Origin of the sequence: Streptomyces cinnabarinus (assembly GCF_027270315.1) — a bacterium.
GTDB lineage: Bacteria > Actinomycetota > Actinomycetes > Streptomycetales > Streptomycetaceae > Streptomyces > Streptomyces cinnabarinus.
The window spans coordinates 6,442,216-6,466,736 of the sequence record NZ_CP114413.1 but is presented as its reverse complement, the minus strand read 5'-3'; the positions used below and the strand labels follow the sequence as shown (position 1 = coordinate 6,466,736).

Annotated in this window: 14 protein-coding genes; 4 read left to right on the top strand and 10 right to left on the bottom strand. The window is 71.8% G+C overall.

Annotation, left to right across the window (positions count from 1 at the left end):
- Positions 1 to 29: 29 nt before the first annotated feature.
- Both STRCI_RS29430 and STRCI_RS29425 read left to right on the top strand, forming a co-directional pair.
- Positions 30 to 1,037: a LacI family DNA-binding transcriptional regulator gene (locus tag STRCI_RS29430; protein WP_269661973.1), complete on the top strand. Its 1,008-nt coding sequence runs from the start codon at positions 30 to 32 to the stop codon at positions 1,035 to 1,037.
- Positions 1,038 to 1,139: 102 nt separating this feature from the next.
- The gene (locus tag STRCI_RS29425; RefSeq protein ID WP_269661972.1) at positions 1,140 to 3,182 is read left to right on the top strand and encodes a glycoside hydrolase family 31 protein; all 2,043 of its coding nucleotides are present in this window, start codon (positions 1,140 to 1,142) and stop codon (positions 3,180 to 3,182) included.
- A gap of 50 nt (positions 3,183 to 3,232) precedes the next feature.
- On the opposite strand, the gene STRCI_RS29420 is transcribed toward STRCI_RS29425, so the two are convergent.
- From STRCI_RS29420 to STRCI_RS29390, 7 genes are all read right to left on the bottom strand, one after another.
- On the bottom strand, positions 3,233 to 3,949 hold the full coding sequence (locus tag STRCI_RS29420) for a glycoside hydrolase family 12 protein (protein ID WP_269661971.1): 717 nt from the start codon (positions 3,947 to 3,949) through the stop codon (positions 3,233 to 3,235).
- Between the two features lie 35 nt (positions 3,950 to 3,984).
- Positions 3,985 to 6,189, bottom strand: a complete 2,205-nt coding sequence (locus STRCI_RS29415) for a glycosyl hydrolase family 95 catalytic domain-containing protein (RefSeq protein WP_269661970.1) — start codon at positions 6,187 to 6,189, stop codon at positions 3,985 to 3,987.
- Positions 6,186 to 8,180, bottom strand: coding sequence for a beta-galactosidase (locus STRCI_RS29410; protein WP_269661969.1), 1,995 nt, complete (start codon positions 8,178 to 8,180; stop codon positions 6,186 to 6,188). The genes STRCI_RS29415 and STRCI_RS29410 overlap by 4 nt, the downstream gene beginning before the upstream one ends.
- Positions 8,177 to 10,366 carry an exo-alpha-sialidase gene (locus STRCI_RS29405; RefSeq protein ID WP_269661968.1) on the bottom strand — a complete coding sequence of 730 codons (2,190 nt, stop codon included), beginning with the start codon at positions 10,364 to 10,366 and terminating at the stop codon, positions 8,177 to 8,179. The genes STRCI_RS29410 and STRCI_RS29405 overlap by 4 nt, the downstream gene beginning before the upstream one ends.
- A 108-nt stretch (positions 10,367 to 10,474) precedes the next feature.
- Complete coding sequence (locus STRCI_RS29400) at positions 10,475 to 11,404, bottom strand: carbohydrate ABC transporter permease (RefSeq protein WP_269661967.1); 930 nt, start codon at positions 11,402 to 11,404, stop codon at positions 10,475 to 10,477.
- Positions 11,401 to 12,435, bottom strand: coding sequence for an ABC transporter permease (locus STRCI_RS29395; protein WP_269661966.1), 1,035 nt, complete (start codon positions 12,433 to 12,435; stop codon positions 11,401 to 11,403). Before STRCI_RS29395 ends, STRCI_RS29400 begins: the two co-directional genes overlap by 4 nt.
- A gap of 27 nt (positions 12,436 to 12,462) precedes the next feature.
- A complete protein-coding gene (locus STRCI_RS29390) occupies positions 12,463 to 14,157 on the bottom strand; it encodes an extracellular solute-binding protein (RefSeq protein WP_269661965.1) in 1,695 nt (564 codons plus the stop codon).
- 323 nt (positions 14,158 to 14,480) lie between these two features.
- Between STRCI_RS29390 and STRCI_RS29385 the strand changes: the two genes are divergently transcribed.
- Positions 14,481 to 17,297, top strand: coding sequence for a glycoside hydrolase family 3 C-terminal domain-containing protein (locus tag STRCI_RS29385; RefSeq protein WP_269661964.1), 2,817 nt, complete (start codon positions 14,481 to 14,483; stop codon positions 17,295 to 17,297).
- 72 nt (positions 17,298 to 17,369) lie between these two features.
- Here the strand turns inward: STRCI_RS29385 and STRCI_RS29380 are convergent, their stop codons facing one another.
- The 3 genes from STRCI_RS29380 to STRCI_RS29370 all read right to left on the bottom strand — a co-directional run bounded on the left by STRCI_RS29380 (position 17,370) and on the right by STRCI_RS29370 (position 22,870).
- Positions 17,370 to 18,815, bottom strand: coding sequence for an aldehyde dehydrogenase family protein (locus STRCI_RS29380; protein WP_269661963.1), 1,446 nt, complete (start codon positions 18,813 to 18,815; stop codon positions 17,370 to 17,372).
- Between the two features lie 136 nt (positions 18,816 to 18,951).
- Complete coding sequence (locus STRCI_RS29375) at positions 18,952 to 20,655, bottom strand: PucR family transcriptional regulator (protein ID WP_269661962.1); 1,704 nt, start codon at positions 20,653 to 20,655, stop codon at positions 18,952 to 18,954.
- Positions 20,656 to 20,755: 100 nt separating this feature from the next.
- Positions 20,756 to 22,870: an ATP-binding protein gene (locus STRCI_RS29370; protein ID WP_269661961.1), complete on the bottom strand. Its 2,115-nt coding sequence runs from the start codon at positions 22,868 to 22,870 to the stop codon at positions 20,756 to 20,758.
- A gap of 240 nt (positions 22,871 to 23,110) precedes the next feature.
- Here STRCI_RS29370 and gabT point away from each other — a divergent pair, with 240 nt between their 5' ends.
- On the top strand, positions 23,111 to 24,445 hold the full coding sequence (gene gabT / locus STRCI_RS29365; RefSeq protein ID WP_269661960.1) for a 4-aminobutyrate--2-oxoglutarate transaminase: 1,335 nt from the start codon (positions 23,111 to 23,113) through the stop codon (positions 24,443 to 24,445).
- Positions 24,446 to 24,521 lie beyond the last annotated feature (76 nt).

The window sequence follows — 24,521 nt, the reverse complement described above, 5'->3', positions numbered from 1 at the left end:
GAAGCGCTTCACAAAGCTTGGAGAGCTGGATGGTCACCCTCGCCGAGGTCGCCCAGCACGCCGGAGTCTCGGCGAGCACGGTGAGCTATGTCCTCAGCGGCAAGCGGTCCATCTCCGCGACCACCCGGCACCGGGTCGAGCAGAGCATCCGCGAGCTGGGCTACCACCCGAACGCGGGCGCGCGGGCGCTGGCCAGCAGCAGGTCGAACATCATCGCGCTGATGATCCCGCTGCGCACTGACATGTATGTGCCGGTGATGATGGAGATCGCCATCGCGGTGGCCACCACCGCACGCACCCATGGCTACGACGTCCTGCTGCTCACCGGCGAGGAGGGCCCCGACGCCGTGCGCCGGGTCATCGGCAGCGGGCTCGCGGACGCGATGATCCTGATGGACGTCGAACTCGACGACGAGCGGCTGCCGTTGCTGCGGGACGCCGGACAGCCCGCCGTGCTGATCGGGCTGCCCGCCGACACCTCCGGGCTGACCTGCGTCGATCTGGACTTCCGGGCGACCGGCGCGCTGTGCGTGGAGCATCTGGCGGGGCTCGGGCACCGCGACATCGCTGTCATCGGCGAGGCCCCCGCGGTCTACGAACGGCACACCGGCTTCGCCGAGCGCACCCTGGACGGACTGCGCTCCGGCGCGCAGCGGTTGGGGGTGCGGCTGCTGCACCGGCCGTGCGAGGGCGGCTACGACGCGATGGCCATGACCCTCGCCCGGGTCTTCGACGAGCGTCCGGACACCACCGGCCTGGTCGTGCAGAACGAGTCGGCGGTGGAGCCGCTGCTCGCCCTGCTGCGCCAGCAGGGCCGCGCCGTGCCGGAGGACGTGTCGGTGGTGGCGATCTGCCCCGACCAGGTCGCCACCCAGGCCTCGGTGCGGCTGACGTCCGTCTCCATCCCCGCCCAGGAGATGGGCCGGCACGCCGTGGAGCATCTCGTCGCCAAGCTCGACGGCCGGGGCGAGGCCGAAGTCGTGCTGATCGCCCCTGAGCTGACGGTCCGGGCGAGCTCGGGACCGGCCGCTTCCTGACCTGCCCGGCTGCCCGACCTGCCTGGCCCTTCCTGACCTGTACGTCCCCGTGCGGCCCCGGCCGGGGCGGCTTCCCCCTGTCCTCGTTCAGGAGTACACCTCGTGAATCAGCCTGCCGAAAACCAAGCGAAGGTCAGCCTGGCGCAGTCCTCCCCCACCGTCGGCACATTCCGCGAACGGGACGGCGCGCTGGAGTGGAGCGGCCGCCAGGAGACCGTCCGGGTCGAACCGTGGGGTCCGGACGCGGTGCGGGTGCGGGCCCGGCTCGGCGGGCCGTTGCTGGAGGGCCTGCCGGGCGCGCTGCTCGACGAGGCCCCGCCGACCTCCTCCACCGTCAAGATCGAGAACGGCACGGGGCGGCTGACGGTCGGCGCGATCACCGTCGACATCGACGCCGAGGGCCGGCTCCGCTTTCTGTGCACCTCGGACGGCGAGGAGCTGCTCGCCGAGGAACGCGCCCACTTCTGGTGGCCGGGACCGCGGCTGTACACGGCGGTCGGCAACGGCCACCACCGTCTGGAGCAGCGCTTCGCCGCCTACGACGACGAGCAGCTCTACGGTCTGGGCCAGCACCAGCACGGCCGCCTGGACCAGAAGGGCCTGGTCCTGGACCTGATCCAGCGCAACGCCGAGGTCGGCATCCCGGTGCTGGTCTCCAGCCGCGGCTACACCCTGCTGTGGAACAACCCGGCGATCGGCCGGGTGGAGCTGGCGCACAACGGCACGCGCTGGGTGGCGGACTCGGCCCGGCAGATCGACTACTGGATCGCCGCGGGCGACCCGGCCGACGGCCAGCGCCGCTACAGCGCGGTGACCGGCCGTACGCCCATGCTGCCCGAGTGGGCCGCCGGGTTCTGGCAGTGCAAGCTGCGCTATCGCACCCAGGACGAACTCCTCGCCGTGGCAAGGGAGTACAAGCGCCGCGGACTCCCCCTGTCGGCGATCGTCTGCGACTTCTTCCACTGGACGCACCTCGGCGACTGGAAGTTCGACCTCAGCGAGTGGCCGGACCCGGCGGCGATGGTCCGTGAACTGGCGGACATGGGCGTCAAGCTGGTCGTCAGCGTCTGGCCGTCGGTGTCCCCGCTCTCCGAGAACCACCCGGTGATGGAGCAGCGCGGCTACTTCATCGGCACCCAGTACGGACCGATGGCGCACGCCGACTGGCCGGACAAGGAGGTCGCCTCCACCGTCCAGGTCGCCTTCTACGACGCCACCAACCCGGACGCCCGGGAGTTCATGTGGTCGAGGATCAGGTCGAACTACCTGGAGCCGTACGGCATCACGGCCTTCTGGCTGGACGCCTGCGAGCCGGAGCTGAAGCCCGGCTTCCAGGAGAACCTGCGCTACTGGGCGGGCCCGGGCCTGGAGGTCGGCAACCTCTACCCGGCGGAGAACTCCCGCGCCGTCTACGAGGGCCTGCACGCCTCGGGCGAGACCGAGGTGGTGACGCTGAACCGCTCGGCGTGGGCGGGCAGTCAGCGCTACGGCGCCGCCCTGTGGTCCGGTGACATCGGCACCGACTTCGCGACCCTGCGCCGCCAGATCGCGGCGGGCCTGAACACCGCGCTGTCCGGCATCCCCTGGTGGAACACCGACATCGGCGGCTTCCACGGCGGCGATCCGCAGGACCCGGCGTACCGCGAGGTCATGGTCCGCTGGTTCCAGTTCGGCGCGCTGTCCCCGCTGATGCGGCTGCACGGCTTCCGCGACCCCGGGATGCCGCTGGGCCCGGACATGACCGGCGGCCCCAACGAGGTCTGGTCGTACGGCGAGGAGGCCGGGGCGATCATGGAGCGGTATCTGCGGCTGCGCGAGCGGCTGCGGCCGTACGTCCTGGACGTGATGCGGGAGGCGCACGAGGAGGGGCTGCCGGTGCTGCGGCCGCTGTTCCTTGAGTTCCCCGGGGACCAGGGGTGCTGGGCGGTGGACGACGCCTATCTCTTCGGCCGGGATCTGCTGGTCGCCCCGGTGCTGACGGCGGGCGCCACGGCCCGGACGACGTATCTTCCGGCGGGCGCGAGCTGGACCGACGCGTGGACCGGGCGGACGTACGAGGGCGGTGCGGCCGTGACGGTCGACGCCCCGCTGGACCGGATCCCGCTGTTCCTGCGGGACGGGGCGCGGCTGCCGATCGCCGGATAACGTGTGCGGCCGGTCCCGTAGGGGAGGGACCGGCCGCACGCCCTACTCGGTCAACTGCTGCTGACCGTCAGGTTGTTGGTGACGAAGTCCAGGCCGCCGGAGGACGAGGTGATCTCGTAGCCGAACTGGACGTCCCCGATGGTCTCGTTGCCCATCCAGCCCTTGGTGTCCTTGATCCACTTCAGGATCGGCAGGATGTTGACGGACCCGGAGCTGGAGTCCGAGGTGCGCAGGAACGAGAAGACCTCGTTGGCGCCGTTGTTGCCCTTGTACACGTTCCAGGTGTGCCCGCCGAGCGTGACCGAGCCCTGTGAGCTGCCGAGCGGGCCGACGGCGCCGTTGTAGTTGACCCACAGCATGATCTCGTAGTCGTAGTCCGTGTCCCAGATGTCGTACGAGGTGTTGTAGGCGCCGGACGACGGGACGGTGACGTTGTAGTTGCTGGTCAGCGAGGCCAGCGAGGTGATCGACTTGTTGACCACCTTCTTGGCGTTCGGGTACGACTTGATGCCGCCGGTGTTGGGGTGGTTGGCCCAGGCGCCCCAGCTGGTACCGGAGTTGGCCCAGACGCACTGGCTGCCGGCGCCGGAGCCCCAGATGTTGTTGTAGAGCGTGTAGCCGTTCAGGCTCGTGTTGCCCCACTGGTCGCAGGAGCTCCAGACCGCGGCGTGGGCGGGGGCGGAGGCGAGGCCGACGGTGGCGCCGAGGGCGAGCGCCGGGGCCAGCAGGGCCTTGGTGAGGCGGCTCAGTGTGCGGGTTGAAGCCATGGTGTCCCTTCCATGGGTGGGGGGAAAGCGGGGAGTCACCACGCCTCCGGAGTGAGGACGTGGTCTTCTCCGGCGACGAGGTCGAGCGGTCTCGTGCCGGTGGAAGTCCTGAGCTCGACGCGGACGGTCCGGGTGGGGCGGATCCGTGCGGTCACCGCGTCGGGGGTCCAGCCGAGGTCGATCTCGGCGCCGAACCGGGTGCGGATTCCGCGCAGTCGGCCCCGCGGGAGGCCCTGCGGCCGCGCGGGCAGCAGGACCAGCCGGTCGGGGGTCGACTGGACGAGCGACTCGATCAGCACCGCGGGCAGGGTGTGGGCGGCGTCGGCGTTGTAGACGTCGCGGTTCGGGTAGTGCGCGCTCATCAGGGAGGCGTGGAAGAAGTCGCCGTCCAGGACCTGGCCGAGGGCATGGGCGACGCGTTCGCCGTCGCGCAGCCGGGCGGCGACGAGGGCGTGGTGGAGGTGGCCGTGCGCGGAGTCGTTCTCGGTGCCGCGGAGTTCGAGGGCGCGGTGGGCGGCCCGGGCGAGGCCGGGGGTGTCGTAGGGGTTGATCTCGTCCAGTGGCCAGACGCCGTGGAGGTGGCTGAGGTGCCGGTGGTCGTAGGTGTCCGTGAGGCCGGGCCAGGCCCATTCGGCGAGGGCGCCGTCGTCGTTGAGCCGGTGCGCGGGGAGCCGCTCGGCGAGGGCTCGCCAACGGTCGGCGTGCTCCGGGTGGTACCTGGCGGCCGTGAGCAGCGCGTGTCTGGCGGCCGAGAGGTCCATGGCCGCGTTCACGGTGCCCCAGCTCGCGTTCGCGGGCCGGTTCTCGGGTGAGTAGGAGGGGACCACGACCAGGTGGCCGTCGGCGTCGGTGCGGGTGAGGAAGTCCTCGTAGAACTCGGCGACTTCGGCGAGCAGGGCGGCGGTGCGCGGATCGTGCGTGCCGTGTGTCTCGTCGTGCTCGACGAGCGGGCCGAGCAGCCAGGCGGCGCCCGCGGTCCACAGATGCAGCGGGTATGCGCGGCTGAAGTGGTACAGGCGTCCGGACTCGCCGTCGGTGTGGGCGGGGGCCAGCACTCCCCGGGTGCCGAAGACCGCGCGGGCGTTGTCGCGCCAGTGCTCCGACTGGCCATGGACCAGGCGGGCGTGGGCCTCGGTGACCTCCGGGAGCGCCGCGGCGGCGGCCGAGGCGATCTGGAGGTTGAGGTTGGCGTCGGTGGTGAAGGCGCCCGACCATGCCGTGGTCCAGTCGCCGGTCCACAGTCCGGTGAGCCGGGGCGGCAGCAGTCCGCTGCTGGACAGCAGGTGGTAGCGCCCGGCCGCGAAGAGCCGCTCCAAAAGGGCCGCGCTCCGGGTCCGCTTGAGCAGTTCGGAGCCGGGCAGCGCGCGCTCGTCCGGGGCGCCGTCGAGGTCGAGGCAGACCCGCTCGTAGGCGGTGCGGTGCAGGGGCAGATGGCGGGCGAGGAGGGCGCCGTAGAAGTGCTCGGTGCCGGTTGCGGGGAGCAGGGCGCGCAGGGCGCGGCCCTCCTCGATCACGTCGATCTCGCCGGTGTGCCGACGGACCCGGGTGAGCAGCAGGACGGAGGCGGCACCCTCGACGCGCACGCCGGGTGGCACGAGGGACGAGGTGCCGCCGGTGATCACGGCCAGGGTGACGCCGGTGTAGGCGCGGTCACTGTCCGGGTAGCGGGCGCGCAGGCTGAGCAGGGCGCCCTCGGGGGTGAGCAGTGCGCCGTGGCCGACGCCGAGGCGGTCGGGGGCGCCGGGGAGGCAGTGATCGAGGGCGATGTCCAGGCGTGGGCCCGCGGTGGTGACCCGCTGGACGATCACGTCGTCGGCGCGGGAGACGAAGACCCGGCTGCTCCAGTCGGCGCACTCGGCGCTCGTCTCGCCGGTGGTGAAGTCGACGGAGCGCCGGTAGCCGTGGCTCTCGCCGGGTGGCCTGCGCAGCCGTATCCGGAAGGCGGGGTGGAAGGGCTGCACCCATTGCAGGGGGCGGCCGTCGGTGAAGTCCTCGGCGGCGGTGGTGTCGCCCGCCAGGAGGCGGTCCTGGAGTGCGGTGAGCCCGGCGGCCAGCTCGGGCGGGCGGGCACTCTCGCCGCCGTTCGGACGGACGAGGGTGTGCTGGGTGACGATGACCCGGTCATCGTTCGGATCACCGAACGCAAGCGTGCCGTGGTGGCCGTTGCCGCTGAGGAAGGCGTCCTCCCAGCGGGCGGCGGGGGCGGGTTCCCAGGTGCCGTGCACGGGGCCCTCGGTCATGGCTTCAGCACCGCCGCTCCGTAGCGGCCGAGGACGACCCGGTCGGTGACGGTCGCGCCGGTGAGCAGGTCGCGGTGGGTGCCGGGGACGGGGACGGTGACCGGCTCGCGGGCGTGGTTGAGCAGGAAGAGGGCCTCGCCGCGGCGGACGGCCTCGACCCGCGGGGGCAACCCGTCGAGCACCGGCCGGACACCCGCCGGCGCGGCGATACGGCCGAGCAGCTCGCGCAGTGCGGGCGGCTCGGGCAGCGTCGAGACGTACCAGGCACGGCCATTGCGCAACACGGCGGGCAGACCGTCGAGTTCACCGCCCCGGTAGGCGGCCACGGTCTCGGCTCCGTCGGCCCGCTCGATCTCCTCCGACCAGAGCGTCCCGCGGAACCCGTCGCACTCGGCGCTCTCCCCCGCCTCCAGCGGCCACCACTCGTGCAGCGTGCGGATCCCGAACAGCTCCCGCAGCCGGGCGTCCATGCCGCCGGGGCGCACCCGGTCGTCCTCGTCGGCGACTCCGGTGAGGAAGCCGGAGACGAGGGTGCCGCCCTGGCGGACATAGGCGAGGAGGTTGTCGATCGCGGTGTCGGTGAGGGCGTACAACTGCGGGACGACGACCAGGCTGTACGCGCTCAGATCGTGCTCGGGGTGCGCGAAGTCGGCGGTGAGACCGGCCTCCCACAGGGCGCGGTGCCAGGCGGTGAGGATGTGCGCGTGGTCGACCTCGGTGGACAGCCGCCCTTCATGGGCACCGGCCCACCAGGAGTGCCAGTCGTGCAGGAGCGCGATGTCGTTGGCGGTGTGAGTGCCCGTCACCTCCGGTCCGATGCGGGCGAGTTCATCGCCGATCTGTTTGATCTCCTGGTACGTACGCCCCCGCTCCCCCGCATGGCCGACCATCCCGGAGTGGAACTTCTCGGCGCCCTGGCGGGACTGGCGCCACTGGAAGTAGCAGACGGCGTCGGCGCCCCGGGCCACGGCCTGGAGCGACCAGAGCCGGTTGAGGCCACGCGGCTTGGGGTGGTTGACGCCCCGCCAGTTCACCGCGCCCGCCGCCTGCTCCATCAGCATCCAGGGGCCGCGGGCCTGGGAGCGGGTCATGTCCTGGACGAGGGCGGCGTGCTGGGCGCCGAGCGGATCGCGGGGGTCGGGGTACAGGTCGACGGAGACGACGTCCTCCTCCTCGGCCCAGCGCCAGGCGTCCTGACCGGCCCACAGCGGCATGAAGTTGGTGGTGACCGGGAGGTGGGGGGTGTGCCGGCGGACGATGTCGCGCTCGGCGAGGTAGCACTCCAGGAGCATGTCGGAGGTGAACCGCTTGAAGTCGAGCACCTGGGTGGGGTTGCGCAGGTAGTGGGCGTGGCGCGGGGTGTGGACCTCGGCCCAGTCGCCGTAGCCCTGGCTCCAGAAGGCGGTGCCCCAGGCGGTGTTGAGCGCGTCGAGGGTGCCGTGTCTGCGCTGGAGCCAGCCGCGGAATCGGGCGGCGGCCTGGTCGCCCCAGTCGTAGGTGCAGTACTCGTTGTTGATGTGCCACATGGTCAGGGCGGGGTGGCTCGCGTAGCGGGCGGCGAGGTCCTCGGTGATGGCGGCGGCGCGGCGGCGGTAGGCGGTGCTGGAGTGCGAGAAGTGCTGGCGGCCGCCCCACCATTCGGTGCGGCCGTCCTGGTCGACGGGGAGGGAGTCGGGGTGCAGGCGGCCGAGCCAGGGCGGGGGCGAGGCGGTGGGGGTGGCGAGCACGACGCCGATGCCGTGGGTGTGCAGCAGGTCCATCAGACGGTCGAGCCAGCCGAACTCCCGGGCCCCGGGCTCGGGTTCGAGCTTCGCCCAGGAGAAGACGCCGAGGGTGACGGTGTTGACCCCGGCGGCCTTCATCAGGCGGACGTCCTCGGCCCAGGTCTCCTCGGGCCACTGCTCGGGGTTGTAGTCCCCGCCGAACAGGATGCGCCCACGGGTCACGTCGGTCAGGGCGGGCCGGGGGCCGGGCGGAGGGCCGGGCTTCATACCGGCTCCCCGTACTGGATCCCCCGGCCGTTGGTGGCCAGGTACACGCGGCCGTACACCCGGGGGTCTCCGGTGATGGTCTCGCCGGTCCAGCCCCACTGGTGCCGGTCGTCGTTGATCCGCACCCAGCTCTTCGCGCCGTCGTCGGAGCGGTACACGGCGGTGATCGCCTCCGTCGAGCCCACCTGGTACACCGCCGGATAGCCGGCGCCGTCGGCCGCCTTGCCGAAGCCGAGGGTGTACGAGGCCCAGCAGCTCTCCACCTTGGTGAAGCCCGCCCCGCCGTCAGTGGACCGGTACAGGCCGTTCCACTTCGCGCTCAGCCACAGGTCACCGGAGCTGCCGGGGGCCGCGACCACCTTGAACTGGCTGTCGCCGGAGGGCAGCCCAGTCGCACGCGCGGTGAAGGAGCGGCCACTGTCAGTGCTGGCGAGTAGCGTTCCCGTATCGGTGTCGTACGCGTAGAAGAGCGTCGGGTCGGCCGGGTCGGCGACCGGCGTGGCGCCCTTCGGGAAGGAGGGGACCTCGGTCCAGGTGGAGCCGTTGTCCGTGGAGCGGTAGGCGGGGTACTTGGTGCCGTCCCAGTGCACGAAGACCCACAGCAGCACGCTGCCGTCGGCGTTGGTGGCGATCGGCCCCGGTGCGTTCCTGGCGATGTCGGGCTGGGCCTCGAAGGGCGCCCAGGTCAGCCCGCCGTCGTCGGACCAGGCACCGTTGCCGTGGTCGCCCCAGCCCGCCCGGACGACGTAGGGGGGCCTGGCCGCGGCCTGCGCGAGCCCCGTCGCCGACCCGAACACGGGGTTCGTGGCCATGCCGCGCGAGGGGGACGAGGTGAGCGAGTCGTGGTACATCACGCCGATGTCCCGTGACCCGCTGAGCAGGTGCGCCTTCCCGACCGGGGGCGACACCAGCTGCACCACCGAGGCCTCCTCCAGGCCGCGGATCTGCGGGGCCCAGTTCTTGAGGTCCCGGGTGCCGTAGAGGGTGGCGCCGGTGCCGAAGACGAGGTGCCTGGAGTCGTACGGGTCGAGGGCGAGCGCCTGGATCCACCAGCCGAACTTCGGGGCGTCGCCGCCCCACCTCAGATAGGGGGTCTCGGACACGTCGAGCACAGCGGAGTCCTTCAGGGACGTCCAGGTGCGGCCGCCGTCGGTACTGCGGAAGACGGTGTCGACCGCCGCCCAGCGGTTGTTGGTGGAGACGACGACGGTGCCGGGCCGACGGGCGTCGACGGCGACCCCGCCGTAGCCGAAGGCGTCGTCGCCGCCCGGCGTCACGGGCGTGACCTCGGTCCACTTCCCGTCGAGCGTGCACAGCCGGTGCACGCTGCCGTCGGACTGCCCGTTGGGACCGGGCGCGTTGGCGTACGTCACATACAGGTGGCGGCCCGCTCTGTCGTAGGCCGCGCGGATCGGCACCTTTGCGGCGGCGCCGGAGGGCTGCCCCGGTACGGCCTCCCAGGTAGTGCCGTCGGTGGTGCGGTACAGGTTGGCCGCGGTGCCGTCGGAGTCGCCCCAGCCGGCATGGACGGCACGCCCGGCGGCGACGAGCAGGGTGACGCCCTGCCCGGAAGCGCCGGGCGCCCCCGGGAAGGCATCGACGGCTGCCCAGGTAGCGCCCCGGTCCGTCGACCTGAGCAAGCCGTCGTGCCGGGTCCCCAGCCACAGGGTGTCACTGTCGCGCGGATCGACGAGGAGCCTCTCCCCGGCGCCCCGCCCGTCCTCATTGGCCCCGAGCTTCACGGCGAGGTCGGTCCGGGTCCAGGTGGCCCCCCGGTCCTCGGACCGCAGTACGGCGCCGTTGGAGGCCCAGGACTGCGCGTAGGTGCCCACGGCCGCATAGACCCGGTCCGGATGAGCGGCATCGACGGCCAGCGCCTCCACGCCGAGCAGATTCCAGTCGTCCCACCCCAGGTGATCGAGGAGCGGGGTCCAGCGGGCGGCACGGTCGTCCCACCGGTAGGCCCCGCCGATATCGGTACGGGCATAGGCGAGCCCGCGCACGGACGGGTGGAAGAGCACCCCGGTCACGAACCCGGTACCGCCGATGACGACGTTGCGCCAGCGGTAGGAGGGGGCGGCCGAGGCGGCCTGCGCGCGCCCGGGCAGCACAGGAACGGTGGTGAGCGCGGCGGCGGCAGCGGCCCCGGCAAGAACGGCACGACGGCTCGGGTTGGACATGTGCATGACATACCTCGCTTGATAGGAGGGGGTGGCGACACCTCCCTCAGGGGCGCGGGCTGTATCGGTCTGCGGCTCCGCCGCGGGGCGCGACCAGCCACGACGAACCCGCGGTCAGCCCTTCACCGCACCCGTCAGCATTCCCTTCTTGAAATGCCGCTGGACGAAGGGCGAAAGAACAGCCACCGGAAGCAGCGCCATCACCATCACGGCCATCTGCACGGCCAGCCCCGACAGTTGCCCCGTCTTGATGGCCTGCCCCAGCCCGACCGGAGCCTCCTGCTTCTGCACCAGCTGGATCATCACGTTCTGGAGCGGCATCATGTCCTGGTCGTTCAGATACAGCGAGGCGTTGAACCACGCACTCCAGTAGCCGACCGCGTAGAACAACGTGATCACCGCGACGACGGCCCGCGACAGCGGAAGGACGATCTGCCAGAGGATCCGGAAATCCCCGGCCCCGTCGATCCGCGCGCTGTCGGTCAGCTCCGACGAGATCCCCATGAAGAACCCGCGCAGCACCAGGACGTTGAAGACACTGATCGCGCTCGGCAGGATCAGCGCGAGATAGCTGTCGGTCAGCCCGAGCGTCTGCACCAGCAGATACGTCGGGATCAGGCCCGCGCTGAAGAACATCGTCGCCAGCAGCGTCATCAGGATCCACCGGTGCGCGAGCGACCCGCTGCGCGAGAGCCCGTACGCGCACAGCACGGACACCGTCATCGAGAACGCCGTACCGACCAGGGTGACCAGCACGCTGATGATCGCCGCGCGGGTCACCTGCCCGCCGCTCAGCAGCTCCTGGTAGGCCACGAAGGTGATGTCCTTCGGGACCATCACCAGGCCGCCGGCCTCGTCGATGGTCTCGCGCGTGGACAGGCTGGTGACGATGACGATCCACAACGGGAACAGGACGGCGAGACAGGCCAGCGCCAGGACGAGCGCCTTGCTCGCCAGACCGGCCCTGGTCGGCGGTTCCTCCCAGACCTGCCGGGGCGGCGCCGACCAGCCGCGCCGTACCGGCTTCTCCATGACCGAGGTCATTTCTTGTACACCCCCTGCTCGCCCATCAGATGGGCCACCTTGTTCGCGGCCAGGACGAGTCCGATGCTGATGACGCCCTTGACGAGTCCGGCGGCGGCCGCGTAGCCGAAGTCCTGGTTGCGGACGCCGTTCCACCACACGAAGGTGTCGAGGACCTCCGAGGCGCCCGGCCCCACGGCGTCGCGTTGCAGCAGGATCTGTTCGAAGCCGACCGTCAGCGCGTCACCGACGCGCAGCACCAGCAGCAGCGCGATCACCGGGCGCAGCGCCGGCAGCGTGACATGCCACATCCGGCGCCAGCGGCTCGCGCCGTCCATCGCGGCGGCCTCGTACAGATCGGGGCTGACCGCGGCCAGCGCGGCGAGGAAGACGATGATCCCCCAGCCGGCGTCCTTCCACACCGCCTGCGCGGTGATCAGGAACTTGAAGGTGTTCGGGTCGGTCATGATGTCCAGCCCGTCGTACCCGTGGTCCCGCAGCAGCTGCGACAACAGCCCGGCGCCGCCCAGCAGTTGCTGGAAGACCGCGATCACCAGCACCCACGAGAAGAAGTGCGGGAGGTACAGCACGGCCTGTGCGACCGCCCGCACCCGGGGCCTGACCACGCTGTTGATGAGCAGCGCGAGCAGGACCGGGATCGGGAAGAAGAGCACGAGCTGGAGGAAGAAGAGGACCAGCGTGTTCCGGACGGCCTGCCAGAAGGCGGAGTCCTCGAAGATCCGCTGGAAGTTCTCCAGGCCGACGAAGGGGCTGTGCAGGATGGAGACGACGCCGTTGTCGCTGATGTAGGGGTCGTAGTCCTGGAAGGCGACCACATTGCCGAGGATCGGCACGTAGTTGAAGAGCAGGACCAGGACGACGGCCGGCAGGGTCATCAGGAGCAGGACGCGGTCGCGTCGGAACCTGTGGCGCAGGCCGAGTCGTCCCGGGGGTGATCCCCTGCCGGACCCGGTGGCGTCGTCCGACGCCCCCGGGGACTTCGCCGTCGTGTCGGCCTCGGCCCTGCTCCGAGGCACCGTGCTGTGGGACACGGCCGTTCTCCTTGCCTCGGTGCCCGGTCAGTTGGCCGCGGAGCCGTTCTCGTCGAGGATCTGCTTGTACCAGTCGCGCAGCTTGTCGCCGCCCTTGCTCTTCCAGTCGGAGACCCACTGCTGCATGTCGCTGATCTTCTTGCGGCCGCGGACGATGTCGTCCTCCAACTGCTCCATGTCGTTGGCGAGGCTGGTGTAGCGGCTGGGCTCGGTGATCTGCATGCCGTAGAAGGAGGACTTCTTGGTGAAGGCGCCCATCCGCTGCTGCCACTCGACCTGGCCCTTGGCGACGTCCGGGAAGTCGGGGTGGGCGAGGGTCGAGGCGGGGCTCGCGACCATGATGTAGGCGTTCATCACGTCGATGTTGCCCTGGTCGGTCTTGGTGGGGAGGCCGTCCTTGACGGTGTAGTGGGTGCCCTCCACGCCGTAGTTGGTCATCATGTACTCCTTGGTGCCGTACGGCGCCGCGGTGACGTTGGCGACGGCGAGCACATCGCGGATGACCGACTCGGAGGCCTTCTTGTTGACGAAGGCGAAGATGTTGGCGGGCTGGGTGGCCCACAGGACCGGGCTGCCGCCGTCGTGGCCCCAGACGTCCATGCCCCAGACTTTGAACTCCGGGTTCTGGGCTGCCTGTTCGGCGGTGCGGCTCCACCACTGCGAGATGTCGTTGGCGTAGATGAGGAACTCGCCCTTGGCGAACTTGGGGCCCGGGTCGGTGGCCTGGCTCTTGCCCAGTTCGGCGTCGGGGTGGACGACGCCCGCGGCGAAGAGCTTACGGCTCCATTCCAGGGCCTCCAGGTACTCGTCGGTCTCGATGCGGTAGACCAGCTTGCCGTCGACCAGGTGCCAGCCGAGCGGCTTCTCGGCCCCGGAGAGCACACCGAAGGCCTGGAACGCCGTCCACTTCATGTCCATGCACGCCCAGCGCTTGGCCTTGGCGTTGGTGATGTCCTTGGCCAGGGCCAGGAACTCGTCGCAGGAGCGCGGGACTTCGTAGCCCTCCTTGTCGAAGATGTCCTGGCGGTACAGCGGGACGATGTTGGGCACGTACGACGCCGGCATCGGCAGTCCGCGCAGCTTGCCGCCGAAGATCGAGCGCTGCCAGGCGTCCGTGGGGACGGCCGCGAGGTTCGGGTACTCCTTGACCGCGTCGCCGGAGAGGTAGGGGCCGAGGTCGGCGAACTTGCCGATGATGGCGCTGGGTATCTTGCCGTTCATGTTCCAGCCGGGGACGACCACCACGTCCGGGACACCGCTGGAGGCCAGTACCGCGCCGAGCTTCTGCTCGTAGGTGTTGCCGTCCTGGTTCTGCCACTGGACGTCCACGCCGATCAGGTCGTTCATCGCCTTGTAGTAGGCGTTGTCACCCTTCGGCGGCGAGCCCCAGAACGGCGACATGATGGTGACCCTGCCGCCCTTGCCGAGCTTCTTGGGCACCGACGTCTTGAGTCCGGCGAGCTCCAGCTTGCTGGTGAAACCGACCGAGGAGCCGTTCTTCGAGGGGATGTCGGGCACGACGACGTTGCTGGCGACGTAGGCCGGCAGGAGCTTCTTGGCGTCCTTGCCCGAGGTGGTGCCGTCGCGCGAGCCGCTGTCCGAACCGCCACAGGCGGCGAGCAGCGGCATCCCTCCGGCCACGGCCGCGGCGGCGACCGCCGAGGAGGCGAGGAAGCTTCTCCGGCTGGGTGTGGAAGAGGCGGAGGAGGCGTTCGGCGTCATTGCGTCAACCCTTCGTGGCGCACCTGGACACCCGGCGGTGGCCGTCGGCTGCGGTGTCGTAAGTGGATCTGGCTGAGCTGAAGCGTTGCCTCCGACCGGTGTGAGCGATGCCGTCGAAGCGCTTCGATGTTGCTGCGAGGTTAAGTGAACACCCCAGGGCGCACAAGGGTCGTCCCCAAGATTCCTCCGCCGTCCGGCACCCGAGCTTTCCTCATGTGCTGCTTGAACTGACAGCGCCGATCCCTTGACACCCACCCTCGGGTGGAATGAGCATCGAAGCGCTTCGAAAGAGTCGACCCGATCCATCGCAAGGGGATCCCCACGTGACCGCACACCCGCCGCCCACTCCGCCGTTTCGCGATCCTCGGCTGCCCTTCGCGAAGCGCGTCGACGACCTGCTGGAGCAGCTCACGCTCGACGAGCGGATCGGGTTCCTGCACCAGTTCGCCCCCGCAGTGGAGCGGCTCGGGGTCGCCGCCTTCCGCACCGGCCAGGAGGCACTGCACGGCGTGGCCTGGATGGGCCCGGCGACGGTCTTCCCGCAGGCGGTCGGGCTCGGCGCGACCTGGAACCCCGAACTGGTGCGCAGGGTCGGCGAGGCGGTGTCCCGGGAAACCCGCGCGATGCGCCTCCGGGACGACCGGGTGGGCCTCAACGTCTGGTCCCCCACGGTCAATCTGCTGCGCCATCCGCTGTGGGGCCGTAACGAGGAGGGCTACTCGGAGGACCCGAAGCTGACCTCGGCCATCGCCACCGCGTACACCCGGGGCCTGCGCGGCGACCACCCGCTGTACTGGCGTACCGCGCCGGTGCTCAAGCACTGGCTGGCCCACAACAACGAGACCGACCGCGACACCTCGTCCTCCTCGGTCCGCCCGCGCGTCCTGCGCGAGTACGACCTGCGGGCGTTCCGCGAGACGGTCGAGGCGGGCGCGGTGGCGGGGGTGATGCCGGCGTACAACCTGGTCAACGGCCGCCCCAACCACGTATCGCCGTATCTGCGCGAGCAGTTGCGCGCCTGGACCGAGGAGGAGCTGCTGGTCTGCTCGGACGCGGGCGCGCCCTCCAACCTGGTCGACTCCGAGCACTACTTCGACACGCACGAGGAGGCGACGGCGGCCTCGCTCCGGGCCGGTGTCGACAGCTTCACGGACCACGGCACGGACGGCTCGAAGATCGTCGCCCGGGTGCGCAGGGCGTACGAGCGGGGCCTGTTGACCGAGGCGGACATCGACGCCGCGGTCCGCCGCCAGCTCTCGGTCCGGTTCCGCCTCGGAGAGTTCGACGACCATGCCGACCCCGGCGCCTTCGACACCCCCGAGCACCGGGCGCTGGCCCAGGAGGCGGCCGAGCAGGCGGTCGTCCTGCTCCGCAACGACGGAGTGCTGCCGCTGGCCCCCGACAGCCGCATCGCCGTGGTGGGACTGCTCGCCGACGAGTGCAAGCTCGACTGGTACAGCGGCACCCTGCTGCACCGCTCCACCCCGCTGGAGAGCCTGTACGAGCGGTTCGGCGCCGACCGCGTCGACTTCGCGGAGGGCGTGGACCGGGTACGGCTGCGGACGTCGACGGGAGCCTTCCTGTACGTCCGGGAGGGCGGCACCGACGCCCCGGAAGGTGACGTCGCCTCCCTGGACCCGGCACTGCTGGCGGGTCGCACCGATCTCCCGCCGCTGACCACGGACGCCGTGGGCACCGAACTGGCGCTGGTGGAGTGGGGCGAGGGCGTCCTGACGCTGCGCGCGCCCGACGGCCGCTATCTGTCGGTCGCCGAGGACGGGTACGTGCGCGCCTCCGCGGACCAGCCCGGCGGCTGGGTCGTACAGGAGACGTTCCGGCTGGAACCGCACGGCAAGGGACACCTCCTCAGGCACATCGGCACGGGTCGCCATGTGTCAGTCGCCGCCGACGGCGTGCGGGTTGCCGAGGAGGATCCGGAAATCTTCGAGCTGGTCCTCGTCGAGCGCGGCGAGGAGGCGGTGGCCCGGGCGGCGGCGGGCGCCGACGTGGTCCTGGTGGTCGCGGGCAACGACCCGCACATCAACGGCCGCGAGACCGAGGACCGTACGACCCTGCGGCTGCCCGTCCACCAGGAGCGGCTGCTGCGCGCGGCCCGTGCGGCCAACCGGAGGACGGTGCTGGCGCTGGTCTCCGCCTACCCCTACGCGGTCGAGCCGGGCTCGCTCTCGGCCCTGCTCTGGACGGCCCACGGCGGACAGGCGGCGGGCACCGCGCTGGCCCGGGTCCTGGCCGGTGACGTCTCCCCCGCCGGCCGCCTCCCGCAGACCTGGTACGCGAGCGACGCGGACCTGCCCGAGCTGCTGGACTACGACGTGATCGGCGGCCGCCAGACCTATCTGTACTTCGAGGGCACCCCGCTCTATCCCTTCGGCCACGGCCTGTCGTACGCGTCGTTCTCCTACGGCGACCTGTCCACCTGCCTGAGCGACGACTCGCTGCAGGTGTCCTTCACGGTGACGAACACCGGGCGGATGGCGGCCGACGAGGTCGTCCAGCTCTACACGCGCGCGGTGGACCCCTCGGTCCCGCGTCCCCGGCGCGAGCTGCTCGACCACCGCCGGGTCGGCCTCGCCCCGGGCGAGCGCACCGGGCTGGCCTTCGAAGTCCCGCTGTCCGCCTTCGCGTTCTGGGACGTGGCGCACGGCCGGTGGCACCTCGACCCGGGCCCGTACGACCTGCTGGCGGGCGGCTCCAGCGAGGACGTCCGGCTGCGGACGACGGTGCTCCTCGACGGCGACCCCGTGGCGCCGCGCGCGGTGCGCGAACGGGGCCTGGACGCGGCCGACTTCGACGAGCAGAGCGGCACCGCCATCGTCGACCGCACGAAGGCGGCGGGCGACGCGGTGACACCGGTCGGCGACCGGGCGGGTGAACTGCTCTACCGCGCCTGCGACTTCGGGACCGGCGTCACGGAGGTGACGGTGACGGTGGCCGGGGAGGGTTCGGTGGAGATCTGCCTGGACGGCGGCCCGGTGCTGGCGTTCCTGAGCACCGACACACCGTCAGCGCCGTACGACCACACCGCGCTCACCGCCCGCTTCACCGCCACGGGCGTCCACGACGTCCACCTCAGACTGCGCGGCCCGATCCGGCTCGCGCACGTCGGCTTCTCCGGCTGAGGGTCCGGACCAGGCCGACGACGACGGCCGGAGCCCCCGCACAGTGGGCTCCGGCCGTCGTGGGCGGATGGATCAGAGGGCGAGGCCGGTGAGGACCAGCACCCGCTCATACGTGTAGTCGTCCATCGCGAACCGCACACCCTCGCGGCCCACACCGGACTGCTTGGCACCGCCGTACGGCATCTGGTCGGCGCGGTAGGAGGGGACGTCGCCGATGACCACGCCGCCGACCTCCAGGGCGCGGTGGGCACGGAAGGCGGCCTGGAGGTCGTGGGTGAACACGCCCGCCTGGAGGCCGTACTTGGAGTCATTGACGGCGGCGAAGGCCGCGGCCTCGCCGTCCACCTTCTGCACCGACAGCACCGGGCCGAAGACCTCCTCGCAGGCCAGCGTGGTGCCGGCCGGCAGGTCGGTCAGGACGGTCGGCGCGTACGCGGCGCCGTCGCGCTTGCCGCCGGTGAGCAGCGCCGCGCCCGCCTCGACGGCCTCCTGGACCCACGCCTCGACGCGCTTGGCGGCGTCCTCGCTGACCAGCGGGCCGACATCGGTCCTGTCGTCGGCGGGGTCGCCGGTGACCTGGGCCTCGACGGCGGCGACGATACGCGGCAGCAGCCGGTCGTGGACCGAGGCGTCGGCGATCACGCGCTGCACCGAGATGCAGGACTGGCCGCCCTGGTAGTTGGAGAAGGTCGCGATCCGGGTCGCGGCCCAGTCGAGGTCCTCGTCGCTCGCCCAGTCGCCGAGCACGACGGCCGCGCCGTTGCCGCCCAGCTCCAGGGTGCAGTGCTTGCGCGGCACCGAGTCCATGATCGCGTAGCCGACCTTCTCGGAGCCGGTGAAGGAGATCACCGGCAGCCGCTCGTCCTGGACGAGTGCGGGCATCCTGTCGTTGGCGACCGGCAGGATCGACCAGGAACCGGCGGGCAGCTCGGTCTCGGCGAGCAGGTCGCCGATGATCAGCCCGGAGAGCGGGGTCGCGGGCGCGGGCTTCAGGATGATCGGCGCACCGGCCGCGATCGCCGGGGCGATCTTGTGGGCGCACAGGTTCAGCGGGAAGTTGAACGGCGCGATGCCGAGCACGACGCCCTTCGGGAAGCGCCGGGTCAGGGCGAGCCGCCCCTGGCCACCGAGGTCGGTGTCGAGGCGCTGGGCCTCGCCGCCGTTGAAGCGGCGGGCCTCCTCGGCGGCGAAGCGGAACACGGACACCGCGCGGCCGACCTCACCGCGGGCCCACTTGATCGGCTTGCCGTTCTCGGCGGAGATCAGCTGGGCGATCTCCTCGGTGCGCTCCACGAGGCGGCGGCTGACGTGGTCCAGGGCGGCGGCCCGCACATGCGCCGGGGTGGCGGCGAACTCGTCCCGCACGGCGTACGCGGCGGCCACGGCCTCCTCGACCTGGGCGTCGGTCGGCACGCTCACCTTGCCGACGACCCGGCCGTCCCACGGCGAGGTGACGTCGAAGGTGTCCAGGCCGGAGACCTGGCGGCCGGCGAGCCAGAAGGCGTGGGTGGAAGTCATGTGTGAGTCCCGGCCCTTCCGCGTTGGGGGTGGGTGTTCCTTGGTTCGGGATCCACGGTAGGGGCGCGAGAGCTGTGTGGCGTTTGTCCGAGTCGTAGTAGTGCCGATGGCCGGTGCTACGGATTGGCGCGGTGGGCTACTCCCCCGACGTCGCCTTCAGCGCCAGCCACAGCTCCATCCGTACGTCCGGGTCGTCCAGGGAGCGCCCGAGGATCTCCTCGACGCGCCGCATCCGGTAGCGCAGGGTGTGCCGGTGGACGCCGAGGTCGGCGGCGGCCGCGTCCCACTGGCCGTGCCGGGACAGCCACGCCCGCAGCGAGGCGACCAGGTCGCCGCGGCCGGTCGCGTCGTGTTCGTACAGCGCCCGCAGCAGCCCGTCCGCGAACGCCCGTACGGCGTCGTCCGCGAGCAGCGGCAGCACCGATCCGGCGGCCAGCCGCTCGTGCTCCACGAACACCCGCCCGCGGCGCCGGGCCACCGACAGGGCCTGTTCGGCCTGTTTGTAGGCGGCGGCAGCGGCGATCGGACCGGCCGGGGCGGAGAGCCCGACGACCAGTTCGTCCTCCTCGCCCACCACGGTCTCCCGCACCGGGCCGCCCGCGCGCGCCGCCTCCAGCGCGGTCGCGTACTGCGCGCACGCGTCGACGGCGGCCCCGTCGTCCGCGGCCAGCACGACCAGGCGCTCCCCCTCCGGCACCACCAGCACCGCCTCCCCGGCGCGCGCGGCGGCCGACTCGACGATCTCGGCGAGCGCGCCGAGCGGGTCGCCGTAGGCGTCCGAGGCGGCGGCGAGGGCGGCGGCCGAGGTCCTGGCCGCGGTGGCCGAGGACTTGGCGGCGGGCACCCGCGGCGGGTTCTCCAAGGCGGCGAGCGCAGCCGATGCCGTGCCCGACACCGCCACCGACTCCGCGACGACCATCCGGAAGGGGGCGTCGAGCAGTCCGCCGTACAGGTCCCCGGCGACCGCGCGGGCGTGGTCCGGCTCCCCGGCGAGCAGCATGCGCAGCACCGCCGTGCCGACGCGCTGCTCGGCCGCGTGCAGGGAACGGGAGCGTTCCGTGGTCAGGGTGAGCAGGGCGATGGCCGAGTGGACGGCGTACCGCTCGGCGGTGCCGAGGGCGGCGGCGGTGCCGACGGCGAGCGCCGCGCGCGGCCTGCGTCCGGTGCCCAGGGAGTGCAGCTCGACGCGGTCCTCGTTCTCGGGGCCGCCGACGACCGAGGAGGCGGGCGCCGGCCGTTCCCGCAGCCGCTCCACGTCCGGAGTGAGCCGGGAGGCCCTGCGGCCCGCCCAGTCGGGGGCGGTGGCGACGACGGCGCCGGAGGCGTCGTAGAGCGCGGCCCAGCCGTCGACCTGGGCGGCGAGCGCGGCGAGCAGTCCCTCGGGCCCGTCCGTCAGCGCCTGCTTCGTCAGCTCGCGCTGCGCGGCGAACCCCGCCGTCACCGCCCGGTACTGATCGGCCGCGATGGCCGCCGACACCGCCTTGCTGATGGCGAGGAAGGGCGTGCGGCGCGGCACCTCCAGCAGCGGCAGGCCCTCCGCCCGGGCCGCCTCGACGAGAGCGCCCGGGATGTCCTCGTAGTTCACCCCCACGGCGAAGCCGAGCCCGACGACGCCCGCGCCGGCCAGCCGCTTCACATAGCGGCGCATCGCCTCGGGGTCCTCGGCGTCCAGCTTTAGCGCGGTGATCAGCAGCAGTTCCCCGCCCTCCATATAGGGGACGGGGTCGGCGAGCTCGCTGACGTGTGCCCAGCGGACGGGCACGTCCAGCCGGTCCTCGCCCGCACGCACGGTCAGCTTGAGCGCGGAGTGGTGGACGAGCGAGGCGAGCGTGGGAGGCATGGGGCCTTCAGGTCGGTGACGTCTGCGTGATCGCTGTGATCCTTTGGCCGCCGCGTATGAACGGCCTATGCCGATTCTGCCTCACCGTACGGTCGCGAGGTCACTCCCGCAGGTCCACCAGCAGCGGCGGAGCGTGCTCACCGCGCACACCGGTCAGCGACAGCACCGCGTGCCCCGGCGGCACCGCGTGCGCCAGCTCGGACGCCGACCAGCGCTCCCGCTCGACCTGGCGCACGGTGACGGCCCGCGCGGTCGGCGCCTTGCCGGTGATCACCCGCCGCACCGCGTGCAGGGCCTTCCCGGCCGGGGTCTCCGCGATGATCTGCCGGTCGGTGATGTCCCGCGCCTCGGTCCACTCCTTGCCCCACACCTCGGCGAAGTCCTGCCCGTCCCACGGGGTGAGCCCGGACAGCGCCATCCGGCACCCGGCCGCCCCGAGCAGCGGCCCACGCAGCGGCCTGGGCACGTCGTCCAGGGTGCGCAGGGTGAGCACGGCACCGGCGTTCCCGGACCGCAGCCGCTGGATGCCCCGTACGGCCTCGGGTGTGACGACACCGGTGGCGTCGTCGAGGATCAGACAGGCGAACAGCGACCGGTCCTCGCGTACCGCGACGCTCGCCGTGAACTGGGCCAGCACCAGCCGCGCCAGCATCCGCGAGGCGTCCGCGTGTCCGCGCGCGGGCAGATCGATCCGGACCCGCACCGGGTGGTCGAGGGCCTTGAGCGAGAACGGCCGCGACTGCCCGGAGGTGTCGAAGAACCCCGCGAAGGCGGGCCGGTCCAGCAGCGCCACCCGGTCGGCGAGGACGCCGCTCACATCGCCGGGATGCCCCAGCTGCCGCTCCCGGGCGTCCAGCTCGCGCAGCAGCGACTCCTGCCCCGAGCCCTCCAGGGCGGTGCGCAGGGCGGCGAGCGGGCCGGGGGCGCCGTCGAGCAGCTGGCGCAGCTCGGGCACGGACGGGAACCGCCCGTGCACCGCCCGGAACGGGCCGAGCAGCTGTGCCAGCACGGTCGTGGAACGGCGGCTGTCGCTTCCGGGGTGCGGATCGGCGAGGTCTCCGACCAGCGCCTCGGCCAGCACGGCGGCGGCCTCGTCGGGGTCGGTGGTGCCGCCGTACAGGTCGAGGTCGTACACGGACTCCGGATTCCCGATGCGTACGACGACGTCGTAGGCGTCGGCCGGGCCGAGCCCGGCGCCCGCGGCGCCGACCACCACGACGGCGGCGCGTCCGGCGAGCGCGTGCAGACACAGCGACTCGGCGAGCGGGCGCACGACGGTGCCGGTCTTCCCGGCGCCGGCCGGACCCACCGCGAGCAGCGAGGTGCCGAGCAGTTCGGGGCCGAGGGCGAGTCCGGTGCCGCGGTAGGCGTACGGATTGCGGGTGTCGTCGGCGGTGGTGCCGAGCCGGACCTGTCCGGTGACCAGGTCGTGCCGGGAGAGCCTGGTGGGCAGATCGCGTTCGCCGGAGGGGTGCAGACAGGCGGCGGCGCCGTCCTTGAGCACCGCGCCGGTGAAACCGGTCAGACTGTGCCGCCCACTGCGCACCCCTTGCCAGGCGCGGGTGATCCGGGCGTGATCGACGTCCCGCATCCCCCCGGCCCTGGCGTCCCCGGCCAGCCGCTCGGCAGCGTCGACGGCTCCGGCGGCCCGGAGCTGGGGCCATTCCGCGGGGTCCTGTTCGGGGGTGGGCGGACGCTCGGGGGCGGTGGCCCGGCGGGGCCAGGCGGGGGGACCGTAGCGGCGCCAGACCTCGCTCCAGCGGCCGAGACGGGCCACGGCGACCATGATCGCGAAGGCGATCAGGGTGTAGTAGCCGTACCAGAGGACCGCGTTGCCGACGCGGTCGTTGTTCTCCCGCCAGGAGTCCGGGGTGAACAGCTCCAGCGGCAGCACCCACCAGCCGCCGAGGTAGCCGTTCCACAGCAGCGACCAGACGAGCCAGCCGACCAGGAACGCGATCAGCGCCCCGCTCAGCAGCTGCCGTCCGGGGATCCGCTCGGGCTCCTGCTCCGGCCTGGGGCGGTGCCCGAACCGCCACACCCCCGGCAGCGCCTCCGGCCGGGGCGTGCGCAGCCAGGTCAGGAAGGCGGAACCGGAACCGTCCGGCGCGCGGGTGGGCCGGGGCGGCACCGCCGGCATCTCCGGTGGTCCCGCCGGGCGCGGTACAGGGTTCGCATGGGTCCCCCGTGCGTCCTGCGTCCCGTCGCTGTCCATCGCCCTTGCCCCCTGACCAGCCGTTCCGTCCACCGTCCGCGGGCCAATCTAACGCCCCCGCAAGGGGAGTTCACCGTTAGCCGCCCCGGCACGCTGGAACAGCCCGATCCGCCGCTATGTCCATCGCGGACAACCGATTCCGTCGACAACGCCCACATGGAGCATGCCCAGGCCCCGCTCGCCGTCCTAGCCTGCGAGAAAAGAGAAGACAAGCGTCCGCAAAACCCCCAGGAGCCCCTCATGACCGACCTTCCGCAGGAGCGCCGCGTCGTCACCGCCATCCCCGGCCCCAAGTCGCAGGAGCTTCAGGCCCGCCGCCTCGCCTCGGTGGCGCAGGGCGTGGGCTCCGTGCTGCCGGTGTTCACCGCGCGTGCGGGCGGCGGGATCATCGAGGACGTCGACGGCAACCGCCTCATCGACTTCGGCTCCGGTATCGCCGTGACGTCCGTCGGCGCCTCCGCCGAGGCCGTCGTACGCCGGGCGAGCGCCCAGCTGGCAGACTTCACCCACACCTGCTTCATGGTCACCCCGTACGAGGGCTACGTCGAGGTCGCCGAGGCCCTCGCCGAGCTCACCCCGGGCGACCACGCCAAGAAGTCCGCGCTGTTCAACTCCGGCGCCGAGGCCGTCGAGAACGCCGTCAAGATCGCCCGTGCGTACACCAAGCGCCAGGCCGTCGTCGTCTTCGACCACGGCTATCACGGCCGTACCAACCTCACGATGGCGCTGACCGCGAAGAACATGCCGTACAAGCACGGCTTCGGCCCGTTCGCGCCCGAGGTCTACCGGGTGCCGGTGGCCTACGGCTACCGCTGGCCGACCGGTGCGGAGAACGCCGGTCCCGAGGCCGCCGCACAGGCCATCGACCAGATCACCAAGCAGGTCGGCGCGGAGAACGTCGCCGCGATCATCATCGAGCCGGTGCTCGGCGAGGGCGGTTTCATCGAGCCGGCCAAGGGCTTCCTGCCGGAGATCGTGAAGTTCGCCAACGCCAACGGCATCGTCTTCGTCGCCGACGAGATCCAGTCCGGCTTCTGCCGTACCGGCCAGTGGTTCGCCTGTGAGGACGAGGGCATCGTCCCGGACCTGATCACCACCGCCAAGGGCATCGCGGGCGGTCTGCCGCTCGCCGCCGTCACCGGCCGCGCCGAGATCATGGACGCCGCGCACGCGGGCGGCCTGGGCGGCACCTACGGCGGCAACCCGGTGGCCTGCGCCGGTGCGCTCGGCTCGATCGAGACGATGAAGGAGCTCGACCTCAACGCCAAGGCGAAGAACATCGAGGCGGTCATGAAGGCCCGCCTCGGCGCCATGGCCGAGAAGTTCGACATCATCGGCGACGTCCGCGGCCGTGGCGCCATGATCGCCATCGAGCTGGTCAAGGACCGCGCCGGCAAGGAGCCGAACGCGGAGGCGACCGCCGCCCTCGCCAAGGCCTGCCACGCGGAGGGTCTGCTGGTCCTGACCTGTGGCACCTACGGCAATGTGCTGCGCTTCCTGCCGCCGCTGGTCATCGGCGAGGACCTGCTCAACGAGGGCCTCGACATCCTGGAGCAGGCCTTCTCCCGGATCTGACCCCGATCCGACCGCGACCTCGGGGGTCAGAGGGTGTGAAGAAGGTGTGCGAGGTATCTGTCAGGACTCGATTCCG